Raw genomic sequence first — 22,739 nt, forward strand, 5'->3', positions numbered from 1 at the left:
TCACGGATGTGACCGCGAAGCGTGAGCTGCCGAGCAGTCGGGGCACGTGCCCCAGTAGATGACCTCCGCCTCGTCGACGTGGAAGCCGCTGTGGTCGGACGCCGTCAGACAGGGCGCCTCGCCGACGGCACAGTCGACGTCGACGATGGCCCCGCAGGACCGGCAGACGAGGTGGTGGTGGTTGTCCCCGACCCGCGACTCGTAGCGTGCGACGGAACCGGACGGCTGGATCCGCCGCACCAGACCTGCACCGGTCAGGGCGTGCAGCACGTCGTACACGGTCTGCCGGGACACGTCCGGCAGACCGGTGCGCACGGCCCCGAAGATCGTCTCCGTGTCGGCATGCGGGTGCTCGTGCACCGCCTCCAGCACTGCGATCCGGGGCCGGGTCACGCGCAGCTCCGCCGTACGCAATTGCTCCACGAATTCCTGCGTCGAGGGCACGGGGATACTATGACGCACTTTTCTGGAATGAGTCATGACTTTGACGCAATCGCAGCATGATCAGAATTCGCGCGTATGCCCGGGGCGGCCGCGGCTACCCGGCCGCTAGGACTTCGGTTGCTGCGACCACCACTTCAACAGCTCGGCCTCGGCCTCGTCGCGATCGAGGGGTCCACGGTCGAGCCGCAGCTCCTTGAGGAACTTCCACGCCTGCCCCACCTGCGGGCCGGGCTTCAGGCCGAGCAGTTCCATGATGGCGTTGCCGTCGAGGTCGGGCCGGACCTTCGCCAGGTCCTCCTGCTCGGCGATCCGCTCGATGCGTGTCTCGAGATCGTCGTACGTGGCCTGCAGCGCCGCGGCCCGGCGCTTGTTGCGGGTGGTGCAGTCCGCCCGGACCAGCTTGTGCAGCCGGGGCAGCAGATCACCGGCGTCGTGCACGTAGCGACGGACCGCCGAATCCGTCCACTGGCCCTTGCCGTAGCCGTGGAACCGCAGGTGCAGGAACACGAGCTGACCGACGTCGTCGATCATCTGCTTGGAGTACTTCAGCGCCCGCATCCGTTTGCGGACGAGCTTGGCGCCGACGACCTCGTGGTGGTGGAAGCTGACCCCACCGCCCGGCTCGTTGCGCTTCGTCGCGGGCTTGCCGATGTCGTGCAGCAGGGCTGCCCAGCGCAGCACGAGGTCGGGGTCGCCGTCCTCGAGGTCGATGGCCTGCCGGAGCACGGTCAGCGAATGCCAGTACACGTCCTTGTGCTGATGGTGCTCGTCGATCTCGAGCTTCATCGCCGGGATCTCCGGGATCACCCGCTCGGCGAGGCCCGTCTCGACCATGATGTCGATGCCCTCGATGGGGTAGTCACCGAGGATCAGCTTGTCGAGTTCGGCCTGCACCCGCTCGGCGCTGATCCGCAGGATCTCGTCGGCCATGGCCACGATCGCGTCGTGCACGCGTTCGGCCAGCCCGAACCCCAGCTGGGAGACGAACCGCGCCGCGCGCAGCATCCGCAGCGGGTCGTCGTGGAACGACTCGCTCGGCAGCGCGGGAGTGTCGATGACCCCGGCGATCAGGGCATCCATTCCGCCGAGCGGATCGACGAAGTCCTCCGCGCCGGTCGGGCCGATGCGCACGGCCATGGCGTTGACGGTGAAGTCGCGCCGGACGAGGTCGTCCTCGAGGCGGGTGCCGTACTCGACGATCGGATGGCGGGTGACGCGGTCGTACGCGTCGCTGCGGAACGTGGTGATCTCGATCTGCTCCGGTCCCTTGACCGCGCTGATCGTGCCGAAGTCGATGCCGGTGTCCCACTGGTGGTCGGCCCAGCCGCGCAGCAACGCCTGCACCTGCTCGGGTCGCGCGTCGGTGGTGAAGTCGAGATCGGTGCCGAGGCGACCGAGGACCGCGTCCCGGACGCTCCCTCCCACCAGGTAGAGCTCGTGACCGGCGGCGGTGAAGCGCGCACCGAGCGGCGCCAGGATGTCCGACAGCGCACGCAGCGTCGCGTCGGCCCCGGCGAGCAGTCGGGCGCGCCGCTCGGTGTCGGTGGAGGGAGAGTTCACGTCTTCGAACCTTACCGAGGTGGCCGAACGCACCGGTGCGCGCTCCGGACGTGCCTGGTTGAACCGCCGGGCGCGTCCCGCCAACTAGTATCGATGAGGTGTCGCCCGCAGAACGTGCCAACCGCAACCGCCGCACCTCGCGGCGGCGTGGCGCGGGCGCCAAGTCCGGTGGCCGGCCCACCTCCGACACGTCGAAGCCTCACCTGCGCACGGTCCGCGAGACCTCGGCCGGGGGACTGGTGGTCGACGGCCTCGGCGGACCCCCCGAGAAATTGTGCGCGGCGTTGATCGGACGCACCGACCGGCGGGGCCGGCTGCTGTGGTCGCTGCCGAAGGGACACATCGAGAAGGGCGAGACCGCCGAGCAGACGGCGATGCGCGAGGTCCACGAGGAGACCGGCATCCACGGCACCGTCCTCGCCACCCTCGGCAGCATCGACTACTGGTTCGTCACCGAGGGCCGGCGCGTCCACAAGACCGTGCACCACTACCTGCTGCGCTACCTGGACGGCGAGCTCTCCGACGCCGACGTCGAGGTCACCGAGGTGGCCTGGGTCCCGCTGCCGGAGCTGCGCTCACGCCTGGCGTACGCGGACGAGCGCAGGCTCGCCGACGTCGCCGACCAGTTGATCGCCGAGATGGATCCGTCGATGCTGCTCGGACCCGGCGGACCGGAGGCCCGTCTCGGATGACGTCGGCAGCTCGCCGGGCCGCGGCGGCCGTTCTCGCCGTGCTCGCGCTCGTCCTGACGACGGCGGGCGTGTCCGTCGCCCAGCCGCGCAGCGACGCGTCCGATGCGCCGCGCTTCCTGGAACTGCGCATCGACTCGGTGACGCCGACGACGGTGTCCACCAGCAGCGAGCCGGTGGTGACGGTGAGCGGCACGCTCGAGAACGTCGGGGACCGCGACGTCGAGGACATCGCCGTGCGGCTGCAGCGTGCCCCGGCGGCCGGCTCGGCCGAGGAGCTGCGCACCGCGCTGACCTGGGATCAGACCGCCTACGACCGCACGGGCCCGTTCGAGCCGGTCGCCGACGTCCTCGAGCAGGGTGAGCAGCGGCAGTTCCGTCTCGAACTGGCGCTGCGCTCGGCGCAGGACCCGTCGCTGGAAATCGATACGCCCGGGGTGTACCCGCTGCTCGTCAACGTCAACGGCGCTCCCGAGTACGGCGGTCAGGCCCGGCTCGACGACGCCCGGTTCCTGCTGCCCGTGCTCGGAGTGCCCCCGAGCGAGAACCGGACGGACCGCCCCGTGCCGCCGGACACGTCCGCCCCCGTAGGAGTCACGATGATGTGGCCGCTCGCGGACCGGCCACGCCTCGCGGCGGGGGTGCCCGGCTCGGCGACGGACCCGGTCCGCCTCGTCGACGACGACCTCGCGACGTCGCTCGCCGACGGCGGTCGCCTCGACGGATTGCTCGACGCCGCCGAGCGGGCGGTCACCGCCGAGGACCGCCGCGTCGCCGACGCGCTGTGCCTGGCCGTCGACCCCGACCTGCTCGTCACCGTCGCCAACATGACCCGCGGCTATCTGGTGGTCGAGGACCCCGCCGAGCCGATGGGCGAGGCCCGTGACGGGGAGGGGGCGGCGGCGGCCGCCGCATGGCTGGAACGGTTGCGTGCCGTCGCCGGCTCGATGTGCACGGTGGCGGTGCCGTTCGCCCAGGTCGATACCGCCGCCCTCGCCGAACTCGACGACGCATCACTGGCCGGACCCGCCCTCGCCGCCCCCACCGGGATCGTGAACACGATCCTCGGGATCACGACGACCCGTAGCGACGTGGTCTGGCCCGATGCCGGGGTCCTGACCGAGAAGGCGGGGGCGTTGCTCGCCGCCGACGGCCCGGTGACGGCCCTGCTCGCCGACACCGCGGTCGACGCCGCGGACTCGGCCGCGGGCACGGGTCCCGTGCCCGTGCGGGGGGTGGACGGTCTGTCCACCGTCCTGTTCGACAGCGCCGCCGCGACCGCGCTCGCGGCGCTCGGTGACGCACCGCAGACGCCGTCGTTCACCGCCGAGGACGCCCGCTACGACCTCACCGAGGACTCCCCGGCCGCCCGTCTGCAGGATGCGCTGGGCGCCCTGAGCTGGCCCACGCTGCGCACCGGGGACGACGCCACCCGGACCGTGTCCACCGGCGCGCCCGCGGTCCCGGAATCCGTGCTGTTCGTGCCGCCGCAGTCGTGGAGCGCCTCCGGCGACGACGCCGCCGCGGTCCTGTCGATGGTCGGCACGCTGATCCGCTCGGGCCTGGCCACCGCGCGTCCGTTCGACACCCTGTTCGCACCGGTGCCCGGCGACGCCCCCACCGTCGCGCTGTCCTACCCGGAGCAGGCCATCGTCGACGGCGCCTCGGCCGAGGTGCTGGACACGGCCCGCGAGCAGGCGCCCCGGCTGGATGCGTTCGAGGAGGCGCTCGTCGAGGATCCCCAGGCACAGCTGACACCGCAGCAGTTCACCGCGCCGTTGCGCGAGGATCTGCTGCGGGCGATGAGTCTGGCGGGCCGGCGCGGGCCCGACCCCGGTGCCGCAGCACGCGACGCGGTGCGGCGCGGCGACGAGGTCCGCGACGCCGTCGACGGGATGTTCGCGGGAGTGACCGTGCTCTCACCGGGTGGTGTCTACACGCTGACCTCGGAACAGAGTCCCCTACTGTTGGTCGCGCGCAACGATCTGCCGGTGGGCATCACCGTGCGGCTGCACGTGGACGCCCCGTCGGCGATGAAGATCACCGACATCGGACCCACGCAGCTGCCGCCGCGGGGCAGCCGCACCCTCACGGTGCCGGCGCAGATCAGCGATTCGCGGAAGATCGGTGTCGAGTTCGCCCTGACCACGGAGTCCGGGCTGCCGCTCGGCACCCCGACGAACGTGACGGTACGGTCCAACGCGTACGGCCAGGTTCTCGCGATCGTCACCGGCTGTGCGGGAGCGCTGCTGCTGTTCCTGGCGGGCCGTCGTCTCCTGCACCGCTTCCGCGGCGAGCCCGATCCAGCCGACGAAGGGTACGAGAAGAAATGACCGGGAATCCGACCCGTGAGGACGTCGCCCCGCCCGCCCCCGCGGCGGCGGAGCCGGCCCCGCGCAAGAACCCCGGCCTCCTCGCCGCGACCGGCTCGATCGCCTTCGCCACCCTGATCAGCCGCATCACCGGCTTCGTCAAGCAGGTGCTGCTGCTGACCCTGCTCGGTGCCGCCGTCGCCAGCTCCTACACGGTCGCCGCCCAGATCCCGAACATGATCTCCGAGCTGGTGCTCGGTGCCGTCCTCACCTCGATCGTCGTGCCGGTGCTGGTCCGCGCCGAACGCGAGGATCCGGACGGCGGTACGGCCTTCGTCCGGCGCCTGTTCACCGTCTCCGTCACCGTGCTCGGGCTCGCCGCGCTGCTGGCCACCGCCGCCGCGCCGGTCCTCGTCACCCGGTTCTTCCTCGACGACACGGGCAAGGTGTCGACGACTCTGACCACGGCGCTGACGTATCTGCTGTTGCCGGCCATCCTGTTCTACGGCCTGTCGGCGCTGCTCACCGCCATCCTGAACACCCGGCAGGTGTTCAAACCGGGCGCGTGGGCGCCGGTGCTGAACAACGTCGTCGTCATCACGGTTCTCGTCCTGTACTTCCTGCTGCCCGGGGAGATCACCCTCGACCCGGTGCGGATGAGCGACCCGCATCTGCTGCTGCTCGGCTGCGGCGTCACCCTCGGTGTGGTGACCCAGGCGATGTCCCTGGTGCCGGCGCTGCGCCGCGAGGGGATCAGCATCAAGCCGCTGTGGGGACTCGACGACCGGCTGCGCCAGTTCGGCGGCATGGCCGCGGCCATCGTGCTGTACGTGCTCATCAGCCAGGCGGGCATGGTGTTCGCGACCCACGTCTCGTCGAGTGCCGACGCGGCCGGCCCGGCGATCTACAACAACGCGTGGCTGCTGCTGCAGCTGCCGTACGGCGTGCTCGGCGTCACGGTGCTCACGGCGATCATGCCGCGGCTGAGCCGCAATGCCGCCGCGGAGGACACCCCCGCCGTGGTGGACGACCTGTCGGTCGCGACCCGGCTGACGATGATCGCGCTCATCCCGATCGTCGTGTTCTTCACGGTTGCCGGCCCGCAGATCGGCACGGCCCTGTACGGCTACGGCAGCTTCGGCGAGGGCAACGCCGAACGGCTCGGCCAGGCCGTCAGCTGGTCGGCGTTCACCCTGATCCCGTACGCCCTCGTCCTCATCCATCTGCGCGTGTTCTACGCGCGCGAGCAGGCGTGGACCCCCACGTGGATCATCCTCGGCATCACCGCCGTGAAGATCGCCCTGTCCGCCCTCGCGCCCGTCGTCGCCCGTAACGACGACCAGGTGGTGCTGCTGCTGGGCGTGGCGACGGGCCTGGCGTTCACGGTCGGGGCGGGCATCGGTGGGTTCCTGCTGCACCGCGCCCTCGGCGATCTGCGGATGGCGAACGTGGGCCGGACCCTGTGGCACGTGGTGACCGCGTCGGCCGCAGGCGTGGTGGCGATGCTGATCGCCGATCGGCTGCTGCGGCTCGGTGCGCTCAGCGACCGGTTCGGCGGCGTCGGTTCGATGGTGCGGGTCGCGATCACCGGCGCACTGATGCTGCTGGTGACCCTCACGGTCATGTGGCTGCTGAAGGTGCCCGAGATCCTGGCGATCACCGCGGCGGTCCGGCGCAAGGTCGACGCGCTGCGCGGTCGCACGCCCGTCGAACCGGAGATCGCCGAGACCGACGCCGACGAGATCGCCGAACTCGAGGCGAACCGGGAGTCCGAGGCGGAGAAGACCATCGTGTTGCCACGTCTGGACTACGGCGACTACGGGGTGGCTCCCTACGACGCGGTCACCGAGGTGATTCCCGCGCTCCGGGACCTGCCGAGCCACATCGATGCACACGGGCAACTCCCGTACCCTGGTCGACGGCAGGTTCGGACCGCCCGGGACGGATCGCGCCGGTTCGCGGATGCCGGACGGCCTCCCGGTTACCTCCGGGGCGGGCGAGTCGAACAAGAAGGAGTGAGGGTGAGCGACGATCACGCTACCGGTAAGTCCACGGTCGATGAGTCCGCATCGACCGATCCGGGTTCGGTGTCCACGGACGCCGACGGCACCCGGTCCCCGCAGGCCGGCACGCCCGATCGTTCCACCTCGTCCCAGAAGTCCGTCGGCGGGACGGCCGACGGCCGGTCCGGTTCCGGTCGGCCGCGGCGCGATCCCCACGTCGACACCGGCGTCGTCCCCGTCGGCTCACCCCAGCTGCCGCCCCTGCGGGTGCCCGGGTCCGCGCCGCGCACTCCGATGCGCGGGCCGAAGCTGATCCCCGGCGCGTCGGTCGCCGGCGGTCGCTACCGTCTGCTCGCGCCGCACGGCGGCGCGCGCGGTCTGCGCTTCTGGCAGGCCCAGGACGTCAAACTCGACCGTGAGGTGGCGCTGACGTTCGTCGACGCCGAGCAGCGCGCCGGGGACGTGACCGGCCCCGACGGCCCGCAGGCGATCCTGTCGCGCACGCTGCGGCTGGGCCGGATCAACTCACCGGGGCTCGCCCGGGTACTCGACGTGGTCCGCGGCAGTTCGGGCGGCATCGTCGTCTCGGAGTGGACGCCCGGCCGTTCGCTGCGCGAGATGTCCGGCACCGAGCCGTCCCCGCTCGGTGCGGCACGCGCGGTGCAGGCCCTCGCGGCCGCGGCCGAGGCTGCGCACCGCGGCGGCGGTGCCCTCTCGATCGACCACCCCGACCGGATCCGCATCAGTGTCGCCGGCGACGCGGTGCTGGCCTTCCCCGCCACCTTCGCCGACGCGGACGTGACCTCCGACGTCCGGGGCCTCGGCGCGAGCCTCTACGGCCTGATCACCGCGCGCTGGCCGCTACCCGAGCAGGCCGCGCCCGGGCAGCAGCCCCCGGTCCAGACCGGCGGCACGATCGGCGGGATGCGTCCCGCGGACCTGACCGCCGAGGGCATCCCGGTAGAACCCCGCGCGCTGCGGCCGGAGGTGCCGTTCGAGATCTCTGCGGTCGCGGTGCGCGCGCTCGCGGCCGACGGCGGCATCCGGACGGCGGCCACCGTGCAGCACATCCTCGGCCAAGCCTCGGTCGTGGACCAGAAGACCGACATGATCCCGGCGCTGCGGCTCGGGCAGCGCACTGCCGGTGCCACCAACCACGCGCTCGCGGACCCGGAGGCCCTCGCCGAGGAGAAGAAGCGGTCCGAGCGGATGCTGTTCGCGCTCGTCGGTCTCGGCATCACCACCGTGGTGCTCCTCGCCCTGATCGGCTGGTGGATCGCGAACCTGCTCGCGGGGGGCAGCTCCGACGAGCCGCTCACAAGTCAGGACTTCGGACTCACCCCGACCACCGAGGCCCCGTCGGAACCGGTGGCCCAGGCACCGGCGCCGGCCGCAGCCGCGGGACCGGTGGCGGCCTCGGCGGTGTCGGTGTTCTCCCCTCAGGGCACTCCGGACTCGCCGGCGACGGCGCGATTGGCGATCGACGGCGATCCCTCGACGGAGTGGAGCACCGACGCCTACTTCCAGCCGTTCCCCGCGCTGAAGAACGGAGTGGGCCTGATGGTGGCGCTGGCCGAGCCGGCGGCGCTGTCGTCGGTGTCGGTGACGTCGGACAGCCCGGGCACGAAGGTCGAGATCCGCAGCGCGCCGTCGGACCAGGCGTCCCTGGACCAGACCCAGGTGATCGGTTCGGCGACACTGCGTTCCGGCGTCACGGAGATCCCTGTCGAGTCCGAGGGACGCACCTCCGACGTGCTGGTGTGGATCACGGGCCTGAGCACGTCCGGTGGCGGCAACAAGAGCTCGATCGCCGAGGTGACGTTCACCGCCGCCGAGTAGCCCGGCGCTCGCACCCCCGGTAGCCCACCTCGATCGGCTACCATCCGCGCGTGCGAATTTTGGGGGGGATCGCAGGAATTGCCATGTCCGACGCCGAATTGCTGGCGGCGCACGTGGCGGGGGACCGACGTGCGTTCGCGCACCTGCTCGAACGGCACTACGACCATCTGTGGCAGGTGGCGCGCCGCACCAGCTACTCGCCGGAGGATGCGGCGGACGCCCTGCAGGAGGCGTTGCTGTCGGCGCATCGTACGGCGGGGAAATTCCGGAACAACGCGGCGGTGCGCAGCTGGCTGCACACCATCGTGGTGAACGCATGCCTGGACCGTATCCGGCGCAACCGGGCACGACCTACGGTTCCGCTGTACGACGACCACACCGACGTCCGTGACGAACGAAATCGCATCGCGGAGCGGGAGATTGCGCTCGACATCGAGGCGGCGCTGGGCGCCTTGCCGCCGGACCAGCGTGCCGCAGTCGTCGCGGTCGACGTGGAAGGCCGGTCGGTGAGCGAGGCGGCCCGGCGGCTCGGCGTCCCCGAGGGCACCGTCAAGAGCCGGTGCGCGCGGGGGCGTCGTCGGCTTGCGGTGCTTCTCGGCGACCTGCGAGAGACGGGGAACCGATCGTGATCGGTGACCGTCTTATCCTGGTGAGGGCACCCGAGGAGGCGGAGAGGACAGCGGATGACCGAGGACGAGCTGCCGCAGCCGCCGTATTCTGCCGACCTGCTCGCCGATCTGCACGCCGGGGTTCTGGACGACGATGTGGCCGCCCGGTTGTGGCCGGCGGTGCGACGGGATCCGGACGCCATGACGGTGATCGCCGCGCTCGACTCCGTCGGCCGCCGCCTGCGGGCTCTGGGTGAAGCCGAAGACGCCGGGGGGCCGTCGATCCCGCCGGACGTCGCGGCCCGGATCGATGCGGCGCTGACCGCCGAGGCCGCCGCGCGCCGCCGCCGACGACTCGCTGCGGCCGGCGCCGGGATCGCCGCCGCGGCCGCGGTGGCGATCGGATTCGCCGTCGTCGCCCACGGCGCGGACCGTCCCGGGCTTCCGGCGTCGACAGCTGCGCCTGCCGTCATCGCACCCGACACCGACGTACTCGATCCGGCGACGTGGCGCGCGATGATCGGCTCCGCGGACACCGGGCCTCTGTCGGACCGGAATTCCCTCCGGGAATGCCTCGCGGCCAACGGAATCGACGAGTCACGACCGCTACTGGGGGCGCGCACGATCCGCTTCGACGGCCGGGAGGCGGTGGCACTGCTCCTCGGTGACCCCGCGTCGCCGCGGTTGACGGCGCTGGTGGTGGGCACCGGGTGCGGCGCCTCCGACCCGGCCACTCTGGTGGTCCATGGGATCGGTTGAGCCGCAAGAAGTTCAATCGTCGGCGACAGGGATCAGCAGGTCGAGGATCCGTGCCCGCAGGGCGGCCGTATCGTCCTCGGCGGCAACGATGCTCGCGAACATCGCCGCACCCGCGGCAAGGACGAGCACGGCACGCGCGTCGAGGTCGGCGCGGGAGGAGCCGTCGGAGAACAGGGCCGTGCTCGGGCCGCTGAAGTTGCGCCACAGCGTGTTCCGCAGATCTTCGTGATCGCGGAGCGCCCCGATCAGCCCGGGCAGGGCAGCTCGGACGTCGGGGCGGGCGAACAGGTCCGCACTGCCCTGAACCACCCATTCGATCCAGCCGCGACGGTCCGTCCCCTCGATCGGTGCCAGGTCCGGTGCGGAACCGAGAATCGAGTCGAGCACGAGGTGCGCCTTGGACGGCCACCGCCGGGCCAGCGCCGCCCGGCTCACCCCGGCGCGGGCTGCGATACCGCGCAGGCTCAGGCGCTCCCAGCCGACCTCGAGCAGCATCTCACGGGTCACGGCGAGGACCTCGGTGTCGATACGTGGATCGCGGGGGCGGCCGGCGGGCGCGGGGGAGCGGTCGAATGTGGTCATCACCGGTGATTGTGGCGCACGGCACGTCGCCGCACTATAGTTGCAACACGTTACAGAACCACTGGCATCGAAAGTAGGGGCATGACCTCGTCGCGACCTGCCGTGTTCGAGCCCGCCCGGCTCGGGCCGCTCACCCTGCGCAACCGCATCCTCAAGGCCGCGACCTTCGAAGGCGTCATGCCCGGCGGCCGCGTCACCGACGAACTCGTCGAGTTCCATGCCGAGGTCGCTCGCGGTGGCACCGCCCTGACCACCGTCGCATACTGCGCCGTCGCACCCGGCGGACGCGTGCATCGCAACACCGTCGTCCTCGACCGCGACACCGTCCCGGGCCTGCGGCGGCTCACCGACGCCGTGCACGCCGAGGGCGCGCTCGCCTCGGCGCAGATCGGTCATGCCGGCCTCGTCGCCAACCAGATCTCCAACGGTACGAAGACCCTCGCTCCGTCCACCCGCGTCAGCGCCCCCGCGATGGGCCTGGTGCGGGGCGCGAGCCTCGAGCAACTCGATCAGGTCGTCGCCGACTTCGAGAACGCGACCCGCTACGCCGTCGAGGCCGGATTCGACGCGCTCGAGGTGCATCTGGGGCACAACTATCTGCTCAGCTCGTTCCTCAGCCCGAATCTCAACAAGCGCGGCGATCGCTACGGCGGCAGTCTCGAGAAGCGAACCGCGTTTCCCCGGCGCGTTCTCGAGGCCGTCCGAAAAGCAGCCGGCGACTCGGTCGCCGTCATCGTCAAGTTCAACATGACGGACGGCGTCCCGAAGGGACTGTGGCTGCACGAGAGCCTGCCGATGGCGCGACTGATCGAATCCGACGGTCACGTCGACGCAATGGAACTCACGGGCGGCAGCTCGCTGCTCAACGGCATGTACTTCTTCCGCGGCGACGTCCCGATGGCCGAGTTCGTCGCGTCCCAGCCCCGACTCGTCGGACTGGGGCTACGGTTCTACGGGCCGAGGCTCTTCCCGGCCTACCCCTTCGAGGAAGCGTTCTTCCTCCCGATGGCCCGGCAGTTCCGGGCGGAACTGAGCATGCCGCTCATCCTCCTCGGCGGCATCAACCGGATCGACACCATCGAGAACGCGCTCGACGAGGGATTCGATTTCGTCGCGATGGGCCGAGCGCTGTTGCGCGACCCGTACCTCGTCAACAGGTTCCGGGACGAACACGTGCGCGAGGGGCTGTGCATCCACTGCAACAAGTGCATGCCGACCATCTACACCGGAACCCGCTGCGTCGTGCGCGAAGCCCTGCGCGAGGTGGAACACCCCGCCTGACGCACGCGGGATCCTCACGCGGACCGAGGCTCCGCGGCGTTCAGGCACGAGATACGCGCTCCCTGAGTCGAACCCGGTGCGGTCCCTGCCCGGCGCCGATCGCGACGCTCGTGCGTCACACCGCTCGGCCGGAGCACACGGACGATTCGCGCGCCCGGGCTCCCGGCGGGCGTGGCCGGGGCCGTCGACATGCCGGGCATCGGCCCGGACGCGCGTGGGGGAGGGGACCGGATGCCGGGACGACACGGCACGGCTTCGACGGTCATATCGTCAACGTGACGATTCGACCTCCGGGGCCGGGGCTCCCGCCCCAGCCCGGCTGACAGCGGGGCAGAATACGCCGCACTGTGGCGTGACGCACGGCACGCGAGGAACAACACCCCTTACCCTGTTGTTGACCCATGTTGTGGACCACTGACGTTGTGGACCGCTGACGTCCCGGTCACGGGCCTTCAGGCTCGTCCGTCAAGTACCAGCAGGCAGAAGTACCAGCAGACACGGAAGGCTCGCATGACCACTGATTCCACGATCCACGACCTTGTCATCGTCGGTTCGGGTCCGGCCGGATACACCGCCGGGATCTATGCCGCTCGTGCCGAGCTGAAGCCGCTGCTGTTCGAGGGAACCCAGTTCGGCGGCGCCCTGATGACCACCACCGAAGTCGAGAACTTTCCCGGCTTCCGTGAGGGCATCATGGGGCCGGACCTGATGGATCAGATGCGCGAGCAGGCCCTGCGTTTCGGCGCCGACATCCGCTCCGAGGACGTCGACGAACTCGACCTGACCGGCGACGTCAAGAAGATCGTCGCCAACGGACAGACCTACCAGGCCCGCGCCGTCATCCTCGCGATGGGTGCCGCCGCCCGCTACCTCGGCATCCCGGGGGAGGAACAGCTCCTCGGACGCGGTGTGTCCGCCTGTGCCACCTGCGACGGCTTCTTCTTCCGCGACCAGGACATCGCCGTCGTCGGCGGCGGCGACTCCGCGATGGAGGAAGCGACCTTCCTGACCCGCTTCGCCCGCAGCGTCACCCTCGTCCACCGTCGCGAGGAGTTCCGCGCCTCGAAGATCATGCTCGACCGTGCCCGCGCGAACGAGAAGATCCGCATCGTCACCAACGCCAAGCCCGTCGAGGTGCTCGGCGATACCTCCGTCACCGGTCTGGTCCTCGAGGACACCGTCACGGGCGAACGCAGCACCCTTCCGGTGACCGGCATGTTCGTCGCGATCGGCCACGACCCCCGCAGCGAACTCGTCCGCGGACAGGTCGACGTCGACGACGCCGGCTACGTGAAGGTGCAGCAGCCGACGACCGCCACCAACCTGCCGGGTGTGTTCGCCGCCGGTGACCTCGTCGACCACCTCTACCGCCAGGCGATCACCGCCGCCGGCACCGGCTGCTCCGCCTCGCTCGACGCCGAGCGCTGGCTCGCCGAACAGCCGGACCACCACCCGATCACCGTCAACGCCGGATACTGATCCCTTTTCCCCTCATCGAGTAGGAGCCATCGTGGCCGACAAGAACACTGTCACCATCTCCGACGCCTCGTTCGTCGAGGACGTCCTGCAGTCCGACAAGCCGGTACTGGTCGATTTCTGGGCCACCTGGTGCGGCCCGTGCAAGATGGTGGCTCCCGTTCTCGAGGAGATCGCCGGAGAGCACTCCGACAAGCTCAAGATCGCCAAGCTCGACATCGACGCCAACCCCGCTGCGGCGCGCGACTACAAGGTCATGTCGATCCCGACGATGATCCTGTTCTCCGGCGGCAAGCCGGTGAAGACCATCGTCGGCGCGAAGGGCAAGGCGGCCCTCCTCCGCGACCTCGCCGACGTACTCTGAATCACCGTTTTCCACGTCGACACGGATGCGCCCGGATTATTCGTGGTCCGGGCGCATCTGCGACAATCGAACGATGGTCTGGTGGAACACCGGGCACAGCAGGTCATAGCACGGAAAGGGCCGAGACATGCACCGACTGCGCTACGGCGACCATGGCCCTGCCGTCGCCGAAATCCGGAGCACCCTCACCGGCCTCGGATTTCTGCACGGCGAGTCCGACGTCGCCGCCGGCGACAGCTGGGTGGGCTCCGATGCGGTGTTCGACCGTGAGCTCGACAGCGCGGTGCGCGCGTTCCAGCAGCATCGTGGCCTGCTCGTCGACGGCATCGTCGGTCCCGCCACGTACCGGTCGCTGAAGGAAGCCTCGTACCGGCTCGGCGCCCGCACCCTCATCTATCAGCTCTCCGCCCCGCTCTACGGCGACGACGTCGCGACCTTGCAGCGGCGTCTGCAGGACCTCGGGTTCTACGTGGACCGGGTCGACGGCTACTTCGGACCGCGCACCCACGAGGCGCTGAGTTCCTTCCAGCGGGAGATCGGTCTCGCGCCCGACGGCATCTGCGGTCCCGAGACCCTCCGTTCGCTGGAGCTGCTCGGCACCCGGGTCACCGGTGGGTCTCCGCACGCCATCAGCGAGGAGGAGATCGTCCGCCGATCCGGTCCGCACCTGAGCGGCAAACGCATCGTCATCGATCCCGGCCTCGGCGGGCGCGACCACGGCATCATCGTGCGCAGCCCGCACGGCGACATCTCCGAGGCCGACATCCTCTGGGACCTCGCTCGTCGCCTCGAGGGCCGCATGGCCGCGACGGGAATGGAGACCTTCCTCTCCCGGCCGTATCACGCGAACCCGTCGAACATCGAGCGGGCCGGAACTTCCAACGCGTTCGGCGCCGATCTGATGATCTCCCTGCGCTGCGACAGCAGCCCCAACCCGGCCGCGAGCGGTATCGCGAGCTTCCACTACGGCAATGCGCACGGCTCCGAGTCGATGATCGGCCAGGTGCTCACCGGGTTCATCCAACGCGAAGTGACCGCACGCACGCCGCTGCGGGACTGCCGCAGCCACGGCCGCACGTGGGATCTGCTGCGCCTGACGAACATGCCGACCGTGCAGATCGATCTCGGGTATCTCACGAACGCGCAGGACGCCTCGGTCCTGGCCAACCCTCGTTCACGCGACATCATCGCGGAAGCGATCCTCATCTCGGTGAAGCGTCTGTACCTGCTGGGGCAGGACGATCAGCCCACCGGCACCTACACCTTCGCCGAACTGCTCGCCGAGGAGCTGTCGATCACCGAGACCCGCTGAGCGGTTCGCTCAGCGGGCCGCCCCCACGGGCGTGCGGTCCGAGATGCCCGCGACGGTGAGTGCGGCCTCCTCGAGCAGACGGTCCAGGGCCGCTTCCACGCCCATCTTCCATTCGTGATCGCGATCGAGTTCGAGTCGCAACCTGGGGTAGCGGTGGTGAGGGGCGACGACCTCGAAGCCCATGTCCTCGAGGAATCCAGCCTCGATCATGCACTCGGCGGGGGAGCAGTCCCGGGCCGCCGTTGCGCCGGGGACATCGCTCTCCGTCTCTCCGTCGGACCGGTACCCGAAGGCCTCGATCGCGCGTACGTTGCGGCGGATCAGATCGGAGATCACCGCGCGGATCAGTCCCGTGCCGAGGTCGCTGTCCTCCGCGAGCGGTTCGATCCGCATGGTGGTCAGCAGAACGGCATCCGCGCTCACCGGGGAGGTCGGGAACAGGTGGGCACGCGGCACCATGTTCGGCGGGGCGTAGAACGCGCTGCCGGCGGGCTTGTCGTCGAGCGTGGCGACCTGGGCGCAGGAACCCCACTGGAGCATGACCATCGACAGCCACGCCTCCTTCTCGAACTCCGGATCGTAGAACCCGCCCGCGTCGCGTACCGCCGCGGGATCCATCTCCCAGAACACACAGCGTCGGGCGTGTGCCGACAGCTGGTCCATTCCGCCCAGGGTGAGAGTTGTGACTCGAGTCGACACTGGGTTACTCAGCCTCCCTGTCCGTATCCTCGACTGTCGTCCTGACGTGCCGAGGCGTCAAGAGGGGTCGGCCTGAGTTTCCATCATCGCCACGATCCGCTCCAGGTCGTCGACCGACCCGAACTCCACGACGATCTTGCCCTTGCGCTTGCCCAGGCTGACCGTGACCCGGGTGTCGAAGGAATTGGACAGGCGCTCCGCGACGTCCTGCAGGCCGGGCATCTGGATGGGCTTGCGGCGCTGCTGAGGCGCGGTGTCCTTGCCGTCGCCGCGATTCGCCAGCATGACCGCTTCCTCGGTGGCCCGGACGGAGAGTCCCTCGGCGACGATACGGGCCGCGAGAACCTCCTGCGCGTCGGGCCCGGCCTCGAGGGACAGCAGGGCGCGGGCATGCCCCGCGGACAGCACCCCCGCCGCGACCCGTCGCTGGACGGGGATCGGCAGCTTGAGCAAGCGGATCATGTTCGTCACCACGGGACGGGACCGTCCGATGCGGGCCGCGAGTTCCTCGTGGGTGACCCCGAACTCTTCGAGCAACTGCTGATAGGCCGCGGCTTCCTCCAGCGGATTGAGCTGGACGCGGTGGATGTTCTCGAGCAGCGCGTCGCGCAGGAGGGACTGATCGTCGGTCTCACGGACGATCGCCGGAATGGTGGCGAGCCCGGCCTCCTGGCCGGCACGCCACCGGCGCTCACCCATGACGAGCTGGTACCGCTCGCCGTCGATCCTGCGCACGACGATGGGCTGCATGAGCCCGAACTCGCGGATAGAGTGGACCAGCTCGGCGAGCGCCTCCTCGTCGAAGACCTGCCGCGGCTGTCGCGGGTTCGGTTCGATCTTGTCCGCGTCGATCTCGAGGTAGACCGCGCCGGCGGGGGAGGGGAGTGGTGCCGGCGTGGGCGCCGGACCGCCGTCGGCCTCGGTTGTCATGCCCCCCGTTTTCGTGTCCTCGGTCCTGGTGTTCCCGGACTTCGCCGGTGCGGTGGCAGCAGCCTTCTTCGACGCGGTCTTGCGGTTGTCGCCGATGATCACGTCCGCCGCAGCGTTGCCGAGACCGGGGGCGGCCGCCGGGCCGGTCGGAATCAGCGACGCCAGACCCCGACCCAACCCGCCCTTGCGTGTCGCGCTCATTCGTTCCCCTGCTTCTCGTTCCGGTACCCACGTGCGGCCAGTTCGCGTCCCGCGTCGAGGTAGCTCATCGCACCGCGCGAACCTGGATCGTAGTCGAGGACGGTCATCCCGTACCCGGGAGCTTCCGAGACCCGCACGCTGCGGGGGATGACAGAGCGAAGCACCGCGCTGCCGAAGTGGGCACGCACCTCCTCCGCCACCTGATCGGCGAGCTTCGTGCGGCCGTCGTACATCGTGAGCAGCACGGTGGAGACGTGCAGCTCGGGATTGAGGTGCGACTGGACCAGCTCGATGTTGCGCAGCAACTGGCCGACGCCTTCGAGCGCGTAGTACTCGCACTGGATAGGAATGAGCACCTCCTTCGCCGCGACGAGCGCATTGACGGTGAGGAGACCCAGTGACGGGGGGCAGTCGATGATCACGTAGTCGAAGTCCCGGTCGCCCAGCGCAGCCGCGGAGAGGGCGTTCTTCAGACGGTTCTCGCGCGCCACCATCGAGACGAGTTCGATCTCGGCGCCGGCGAGATCGATCGTGGCCGGGATGCAGAACAGGCGCTCGCTGTGCGGGCTCTGCTGGACGGCTTCGGCCGCCTTGACCTCACCGAGAAGCACCTCGTAGCTCGACGGGATGCCGGAGTGGTGCGGCACTCCGAGAGCGGTGCTGGCATTGCCCTGAGGGTCGAGATCGACGACGAGGACGGTCAACCCCTGGACGGCGAGGGCGGAGGCGAGGTTCACGGTGGAGGTGGTCTTGCCGACCCCGCCCTTCTGATTCGCGATCGTGATCACTCGACGGTGGGCCGGTTTGGGGAGAGCGTTCACGGAACTCGGGTGCAGCACCTGACTGGCCCGGTGCGCAGCGGCGCCGATCGGGGTATCCAGCGGGGAGAGTCCCTCGTACGGAATCGGAGAGAACTCGTCCTCGGCGGACTCGGACGCGGTTGCCATCGTCCTCTGCGTCTCGGTTTCACGTGAAACAGCGGATTCAGATCCACCCGACATTGACCGCTCCTTTGTTGTCGACACCCGCACGGTACATCCCCCTCGCGACACCACGCCGGTGATCCGCGCTCGATCGCCGCGGCCGGTCACCGTTTCGGTCCCACGGGGGGTGGAGTGAGCCGAGGCGCAGTGACTGATGCCCGAACTCGGAAAGGGGAGCGCGCCGGCGAGGGTTGGCGACCGTTGCCGGCTCACTCCCTTTCCTCGTTTCGACTCAGTATCCCATCCGCCTTCCGCGGGGGTGCGACGACGTCGCCGACGAATCTCGTTTCACGTGAAACCCGCTGTTTCACGTGAAACCGAAAAGAGCGGGTTTCACGTGAAACAACACTCCGCCCTCGGCGACAGATCCGGCGCCGAAGGAGAGAGCTACTGTCACAGTGACGATTTGAACGAGGGTAGGGGGAAGGGCGCGTGCCGCAACAGATCCGCCCTTCCGGACTCACCTGACCACTGGCTCCAACAGTGAAGGCCGCCAACAACTTCGGTGACTCGTCCTGCCGAAGAGGTCGACAGGCGGTAGATGTGAACAGGATCGGCCATACCAGAGCGAATTTCGGCCAGGATCGGGGGCCGGAACCGTGACGCGACGGAGAGACCCACCGCGGGTCCTCGAGCCCGGGGTCTCGAGACCGAATCTCGAGGCGGGGGTCACGAGCGGCGCGCGGTCCAGCCTTCGAATGGGGGCCCGACGGGGGATGAACAATCCACGCCGACAGGCACTCTTCATCGCCTCGAGTCCCTCGAGGCACGCACCCTCTCGAGTGCGATGCTCGAGAGAGTCTTTCACTCGAGAGCGCGGAGCGGTTTCACGTGAAACCGGATCAATGCTTCTTGCGCCGCCGAATCGGCCGCGGCATCCGCTCGGCCTTCACCACGAGGGTGGGTGTCTCGAGCAGACCCACACCACACTCGAGGACCTCGAGGTTGCCGGCACCGAGACGGGCCAGCTCGTCACGGTCACGCTCGATCTCCTCCGCCGCGCTGGAACCCTTGAGTGCCAGCATCCGCCCGCCCTCGTGCACGAGCGGCAGCGACCATTTGGCGAGTTTCGCCAGGGGGGCCACGGCACGGGAGGTGACGACATCCGACCCACCGGCCTCCTTCACGACGCCGGGCTGCTCCGCACGCCCGCGAATGACGAGCACATTGGTCAGGCCGTGCGCTTCGACGAACTCGGCGAGATACACCGACCGACGCAGCAACGGCTCGACGAGGATCACGTGCAGATCGGGACGGGCGATGGCCAGTGGGATACCCGGCAGACCGGCACCGCTGCCCACGTCGACGACACGTTCACCCTCGTCGATCAGCTCACCGAGCACGGCGCAGTTGAGCAGGTGACGGTCCCACAGTCGGGGGACCTCGCGCGGTCCGATGAGTCCACGCTCCACACCGTCGGTCGCGAGCGAATCCCGGTACTGCTCCGCGAGACCGAGTCGCTCACCGAAGACGCGAACGGCGACCTCGTGAATGCGTCCCTCGTCCTGTTCCACGTGAAACATCCTCTCCCGGCGACCACCTCGCCTCGAGAGAAGGGAGGGATCCCGGCGTCGCGCGCCGAGATCCCTCCCTCCTGCTGTCCGGTCGAACTGCTGTCGGTCAGTCCTTGACGACGACGACCCGGCGCTGCGGCTCGGCGCCCTCGCTCTCGCTGGAGACACCGTCGATCCTGGCCACCGCGTCGTGAACGATCTTGCGCTCGAAGGGCGTCATCGGAGTCAGCTCCTCACGCTCTCCGGTCTCCAGGACACGCTTCGCGGCAGCGGTGCCCAGCGCGCTGAGCTCGGCCCGCTTGCCGGCTCGCCAGCCGGCGATGTCGAGCATCAGCTTGCTGCGTTCACCGGTGACCTGCTGCACGGCGAGACGGGTGAGCTCCTGCAGGGCGTCGAGGACCTCACCGTCGCGACCGACGAGCTTGGACAGGTCCTTGCCGCCGTCGATGCTCACGACCGCGCGATCGCCCTCCACGTCGAGGTCGATGTCGCCGTCGAAGTCCAGCACGTCGAGCAGTTGCTCGAGGTAGTCACCGGCGATCTCGCCCTCCTCGACCAGCAGATCGTCCTCGGAGTCGGAATCCGCATCGAGATCCGGCGTCTCGGTGGTCACGTCGGCATCCTCCTGTGCCTTGTCCAGGTCACTGGCCATGATTCGCTCTCTCTTCTTCGGTCAGCGCCGCTTGCGCTTGGAGTTCTTCGAGCCGCCGGGGCGTTTCGATCCGGCCGCATTCTTGGGGGATCCGGACGGCGGCGCGGACGGCTCGGCACCGCCGGACGCGTCGTCCGCGCCCGTCTTCTCCAGGGAGACCTCCGACGTACCAGCGGTGCCCTCCGTACCGGTGGACGCAGTCTTCTTCTTCGTCGTCCGATCGGGACGGGCGCCGGGCTTGGGAGCGTTGTCGCTGCGGCGTGCGATCGCGGCCTGCTTCTTGGCCTCTTCTTCCTGGTCGATCTTGCGGAAGACGATGTGCTGCTGCGCGTAGGTCCAGATGTTGTTGCTCACCCAGTACAGCAGGATGGCGATCGGCAGGAACGGACCGCCGACGATGACGCCGAGCGGGAACACGTACAGAGCCAGCTTGTTCATGATCGCGGCCTGAGGATTGGCCGCGGCCTGCGCACTCTGCCGGGCGACGGAGGCACGGGAGTTGAAGTGGGTGGCAATGCCCGCCACGATCATGAGCGGAATGGCTACGAGCGCGATGTCGAGCCGGGACGGAATCCCGCCGAACGGCTCGAACGCCACCAGCGATGCCTCGGGCTGGGTGATCCATGCCGAGATCGGCGCACCGAACAGGCGCGCACTGAGGAACGACTGCACGTCCTCCGCGCTGAACGCATAGTTGCCGAGCTGCGCGTTCTCCTCCGGCGACAGGCCGAGCTGACCGAAGCCTTCACCGGTGCGGTTGAACGAGCGCAGCACGTGGAACAGACCGATGAACACCGGCGCCTGCAGCAACACCGGGAGGCAACCCATCAGCGGGTTGAAGCCGTGCTCCTTCTGCAGTTTCTGGAGCTCGACGGCCTGTCGCTGCCGGTCGTTGGAGTACTTCTTCTGCAGCGCCTTGATCTGCGGTTGCAGTTCCTGCATCTGCCGCGTCGTCCGGACCTGCTTGACGAACGGCTTGTACAGGATCGCCCGCAGCGTGAAGACGAGGAAGACCACGGACAGCGCCCACGTCGCACCGTCGTCGGGCTCCAGTCCGGGCAGTGCCGTGAAAGCGTTGTGCCAGACCCAGAGGATCCAGGACACGGGATAGTAGATGAAGTCGAGCACGGCTCTATGTACTCCTCAGGTCGTCCAAGGTCGCCAACCAGCGGCGTCGGTCCGAAGTCTTCAGTGCCGGTCAGGGATCCCGGTCGACCGATCGATGCCGCCGCTCGGGCACCGGATCCCAGCCTCCAGGGTGCCAGGGCGCGCACTTGAGCAGCCGGACGACCGTCAATACGGCGCCCACCACGAACCCGCGGGTACGCAACGCCTCGACGGCATACTCGCTGCAGGTGGGGGTGAAACGGCAGGTCGGCATGCGCGTCGGGGACACGTACGTGCGATAGAGCTCGATGCAGAAGATCAACATCCGCGCCGGTGCGGAGCGCACCGACCGCAGTACCTCGCCCGCGTTCATCCCGGCCGCCGCGCCGTCGCGACCAGGCCCAGGCGGGCGAGGCCGGAGCGAACCTGCCGGTCGAGTTCGTGTGAGGACGCCGAGGCGGCACCGGGCAGAGCCCGGACGACGACGTCAGCGCCGGCGGGAACCTCGTCGACGAGCGTCGCACAGATATGACGAAGCCGGCGTGCGACTCGATGTCGAATCACCGCCGGCCCGACAGCCTTGCTCACGACGAATCCGAATCGTGGACCGCCGAAACTCACCACCAGCTCGGCCTGCTCCCGCTCGATCGCGTGCACGACCAGGTCTCGCCGTCCCTGTCGGCGGCCGCGACGAACTGTCTCGGAGAAGTCCGCGCGGCGCCGCAGGCGATACGGCTCAGGTAGCACCCCGAGCTCCCGGAATCGGGATCAGGCGGTGAGCGAAGAGCGGCCCTTGCGGCGGCGCGCCGACACGATCGCGCGGCCCGCACGGGTCCGCATCCGGAGACGGAAGCCGTGAACGCGCGCGCGGCGTCGGTTGTTCGGCTGGAACGTCCGCTTGCCCTTGGCCACGGTCAACACTCCTCGAAGTTCTGTGACGCCGGTCGGCGTCCTCGGTCCAACGTGTACGAAAATCGCATGAACACGTGCCGTACGCGAAAAGAGAACACTGCGTGGCAGCACGGATCCGTCACTGCTGTATGAGTGACTGTTCGAGGCTACTCGGCGGCAAGCACGAAATCAAACCGCGACGACGCGGCACACGCAAGACGACACGCCGCATGCCATTTTCCCCCTCGTCACGTTCGCAACACGAAGTCGCGTGACCCCGTTCATGCTCCGGTACGCTCCCGTTCATGGTTTCGCCGGGGCAGTTCCTCGTCGCCCACCACCGCGGTGAGCAGGGCCGATCACCCCTGCCCCGCGGGCACCGGCGTTGCGCCCGGCCGCCGAGCCGGGCGGGAACCGGAATCCGCAGTCGCTAGCCCGGGGCCACGCGCGCCGGGCGTCTCGAGACATGTAACACTGGACACTTCGGATCCGAGCCGGTCGTCGCGGCTGCTCATCCGTCCGCCTCGACCTCG

The 22,739-nt window shown here is 69.4% G+C and carries 21 protein-coding genes; 9 read left to right on the plus strand and 12 right to left on the minus strand.

Going from position 1 to position 22,739, the window contains the following annotated elements:
- Both AC2IPW_RS25070 and AC2IPW_RS25075 read right to left on the minus strand, forming a co-directional pair.
- On the minus strand, window positions 1–444 hold the full coding sequence (locus tag AC2IPW_RS25070) for a Fur family transcriptional regulator (RefSeq protein ID WP_010595420.1): 444 nt from the start codon (window positions 442–444) through the stop codon (window positions 1–3).
- A gap of 105 nt (window positions 445–549) precedes the next feature.
- Window positions 550–2,004, minus strand: a complete 1,455-nt coding sequence (locus AC2IPW_RS25075; protein WP_003936667.1) for a CCA tRNA nucleotidyltransferase — start codon at window positions 2,002–2,004, stop codon at window positions 550–552.
- 98 nt (window positions 2,005–2,102) lie between these two features.
- Between AC2IPW_RS25075 and AC2IPW_RS25080 the strand changes: the two genes are divergently transcribed.
- From AC2IPW_RS25080 to AC2IPW_RS25100, 5 genes are all read left to right on the plus strand, one after another.
- Window positions 2,103–2,696: an NUDIX hydrolase gene (locus tag AC2IPW_RS25080; RefSeq protein ID WP_003936666.1), complete on the plus strand. Its 594-nt coding sequence runs from the start codon at window positions 2,103–2,105 to the stop codon at window positions 2,694–2,696.
- Window positions 2,693–5,026 (plus strand): glycoprotein, encoded by a 2,334-nt coding sequence (locus AC2IPW_RS25085; RefSeq protein WP_416062305.1) that lies wholly within the window; start codon window positions 2,693–2,695, stop codon window positions 5,024–5,026. Before AC2IPW_RS25080 ends, AC2IPW_RS25085 begins: the two co-directional genes overlap by 4 nt.
- Entirely contained in the window at window positions 5,023–8,847 is a 3,825-nt protein-coding gene (gene murJ / locus AC2IPW_RS25090) for a murein biosynthesis integral membrane protein MurJ (protein ID WP_486375961.1), read from the plus strand. The genes AC2IPW_RS25085 and murJ overlap by 4 nt, the downstream gene beginning before the upstream one ends.
- 83 nt (window positions 8,848–8,930) lie before the next feature.
- Window positions 8,931–9,476: an RNA polymerase sigma factor SigM gene (sigM, locus tag AC2IPW_RS25095; RefSeq protein ID WP_003936663.1), complete on the plus strand. Its 546-nt coding sequence runs from the start codon at window positions 8,931–8,933 to the stop codon at window positions 9,474–9,476.
- Window positions 9,477–9,530: 54 nt separating this feature from the next.
- Window positions 9,531–10,214, plus strand: coding sequence for a hypothetical protein (locus AC2IPW_RS25100; RefSeq protein ID WP_486375962.1), 684 nt, complete (start codon window positions 9,531–9,533; stop codon window positions 10,212–10,214).
- Between the two features lie 12 nt (window positions 10,215–10,226).
- On the opposite strand, the gene AC2IPW_RS25105 is transcribed toward AC2IPW_RS25100, so the two are convergent.
- Window positions 10,227–10,796, minus strand: coding sequence for a TetR/AcrR family transcriptional regulator (locus tag AC2IPW_RS25105; protein ID WP_003936661.1), 570 nt, complete (start codon window positions 10,794–10,796; stop codon window positions 10,227–10,229).
- A gap of 81 nt (window positions 10,797–10,877) precedes the next feature.
- On the opposite strand from AC2IPW_RS25105, the gene AC2IPW_RS25110 reads away from it, so the two are divergent.
- The 4 genes from AC2IPW_RS25110 (at window position 10,878) to AC2IPW_RS25125 (ending at window position 15,229) form a co-directional block, all read left to right on the plus strand.
- Entirely contained in the window at window positions 10,878–12,077 is a 1,200-nt protein-coding gene (locus tag AC2IPW_RS25110; protein WP_416062307.1) for an NADH:flavin oxidoreductase, read from the plus strand.
- A gap of 510 nt (window positions 12,078–12,587) precedes the next feature.
- Window positions 12,588–13,556, plus strand: a complete 969-nt coding sequence (gene trxB / locus AC2IPW_RS25115; RefSeq protein ID WP_486375963.1) for a thioredoxin-disulfide reductase — start codon at window positions 12,588–12,590, stop codon at window positions 13,554–13,556.
- Window positions 13,557–13,587: 31 nt separating this feature from the next.
- Window positions 13,588–13,917 (plus strand): thioredoxin, encoded by a 330-nt coding sequence (trxA, locus tag AC2IPW_RS25120; RefSeq protein WP_003936658.1) that lies wholly within the window; start codon window positions 13,588–13,590, stop codon window positions 13,915–13,917.
- A gap of 127 nt (window positions 13,918–14,044) precedes the next feature.
- Window positions 14,045–15,229 (plus strand): N-acetylmuramoyl-L-alanine amidase, encoded by a 1,185-nt coding sequence (locus tag AC2IPW_RS25125; RefSeq protein WP_003936657.1) that lies wholly within the window; start codon window positions 14,045–14,047, stop codon window positions 15,227–15,229.
- A 9-nt stretch (window positions 15,230–15,238) separates the two neighbouring features.
- Here AC2IPW_RS25125 and AC2IPW_RS25130 read toward each other — a convergent pair whose 3' ends face one another.
- The 9 genes from AC2IPW_RS25130 to rpmH all read right to left on the minus strand — a co-directional run bounded on the left by AC2IPW_RS25130 (window position 15,239) and on the right by rpmH (window position 22,227).
- Complete coding sequence (locus AC2IPW_RS25130; RefSeq protein ID WP_289381728.1) at window positions 15,239–15,928, minus strand: GNAT family N-acetyltransferase; 690 nt, start codon at window positions 15,926–15,928, stop codon at window positions 15,239–15,241.
- A gap of 57 nt (window positions 15,929–15,985) precedes the next feature.
- A complete protein-coding gene (locus AC2IPW_RS25135) occupies window positions 15,986–17,059 on the minus strand; it encodes a ParB/RepB/Spo0J family partition protein (protein WP_486375964.1) in 1,074 nt (357 codons plus the stop codon).
- Window positions 17,056–18,060 carry a ParA family protein gene (locus AC2IPW_RS25140; RefSeq protein ID WP_450120696.1) on the minus strand — a complete coding sequence of 335 codons (1,005 nt, stop codon included), beginning with the start codon at window positions 18,058–18,060 and terminating at the stop codon, window positions 17,056–17,058. Before AC2IPW_RS25140 ends, AC2IPW_RS25135 begins: the two co-directional genes overlap by 4 nt.
- 824 nt (window positions 18,061–18,884) lie before the next feature.
- Window positions 18,885–19,565 (minus strand): 16S rRNA (guanine(527)-N(7))-methyltransferase RsmG, encoded by a 681-nt coding sequence (rsmG, locus tag AC2IPW_RS25145; protein ID WP_040782341.1) that lies wholly within the window; start codon window positions 19,563–19,565, stop codon window positions 18,885–18,887.
- Window positions 19,566–19,662: 97 nt separating this feature from the next.
- A complete protein-coding gene (locus tag AC2IPW_RS25150; protein ID WP_003936652.1) occupies window positions 19,663–20,208 on the minus strand; it encodes a Jag family protein in 546 nt (181 codons plus the stop codon).
- Window positions 20,209–20,229: 21 nt separating this feature from the next.
- Window positions 20,230–21,336 (minus strand): membrane protein insertase YidC, encoded by a 1,107-nt coding sequence (gene yidC / locus AC2IPW_RS25155; RefSeq protein ID WP_371384427.1) that lies wholly within the window; start codon window positions 21,334–21,336, stop codon window positions 20,230–20,232.
- A gap of 70 nt (window positions 21,337–21,406) precedes the next feature.
- Window positions 21,407–21,688, minus strand: a complete 282-nt coding sequence (gene yidD / locus AC2IPW_RS25160; RefSeq protein ID WP_010595438.1) for a membrane protein insertion efficiency factor YidD — start codon at window positions 21,686–21,688, stop codon at window positions 21,407–21,409.
- Complete coding sequence (rnpA, locus tag AC2IPW_RS25165) at window positions 21,685–22,062, minus strand: ribonuclease P protein component (protein ID WP_486375965.1); 378 nt, start codon at window positions 22,060–22,062, stop codon at window positions 21,685–21,687. Before rnpA ends, yidD begins: the two co-directional genes overlap by 4 nt.
- A gap of 21 nt (window positions 22,063–22,083) precedes the next feature.
- Window positions 22,084–22,227, minus strand: coding sequence for a 50S ribosomal protein L34 (rpmH, locus tag AC2IPW_RS25170; protein WP_003936647.1), 144 nt, complete (start codon window positions 22,225–22,227; stop codon window positions 22,084–22,086).
- Window positions 22,228–22,739 lie beyond the last annotated feature (512 nt).

It is taken from the genome of Rhodococcus sp. NS-SX18, from assembly GCF_057367935.1.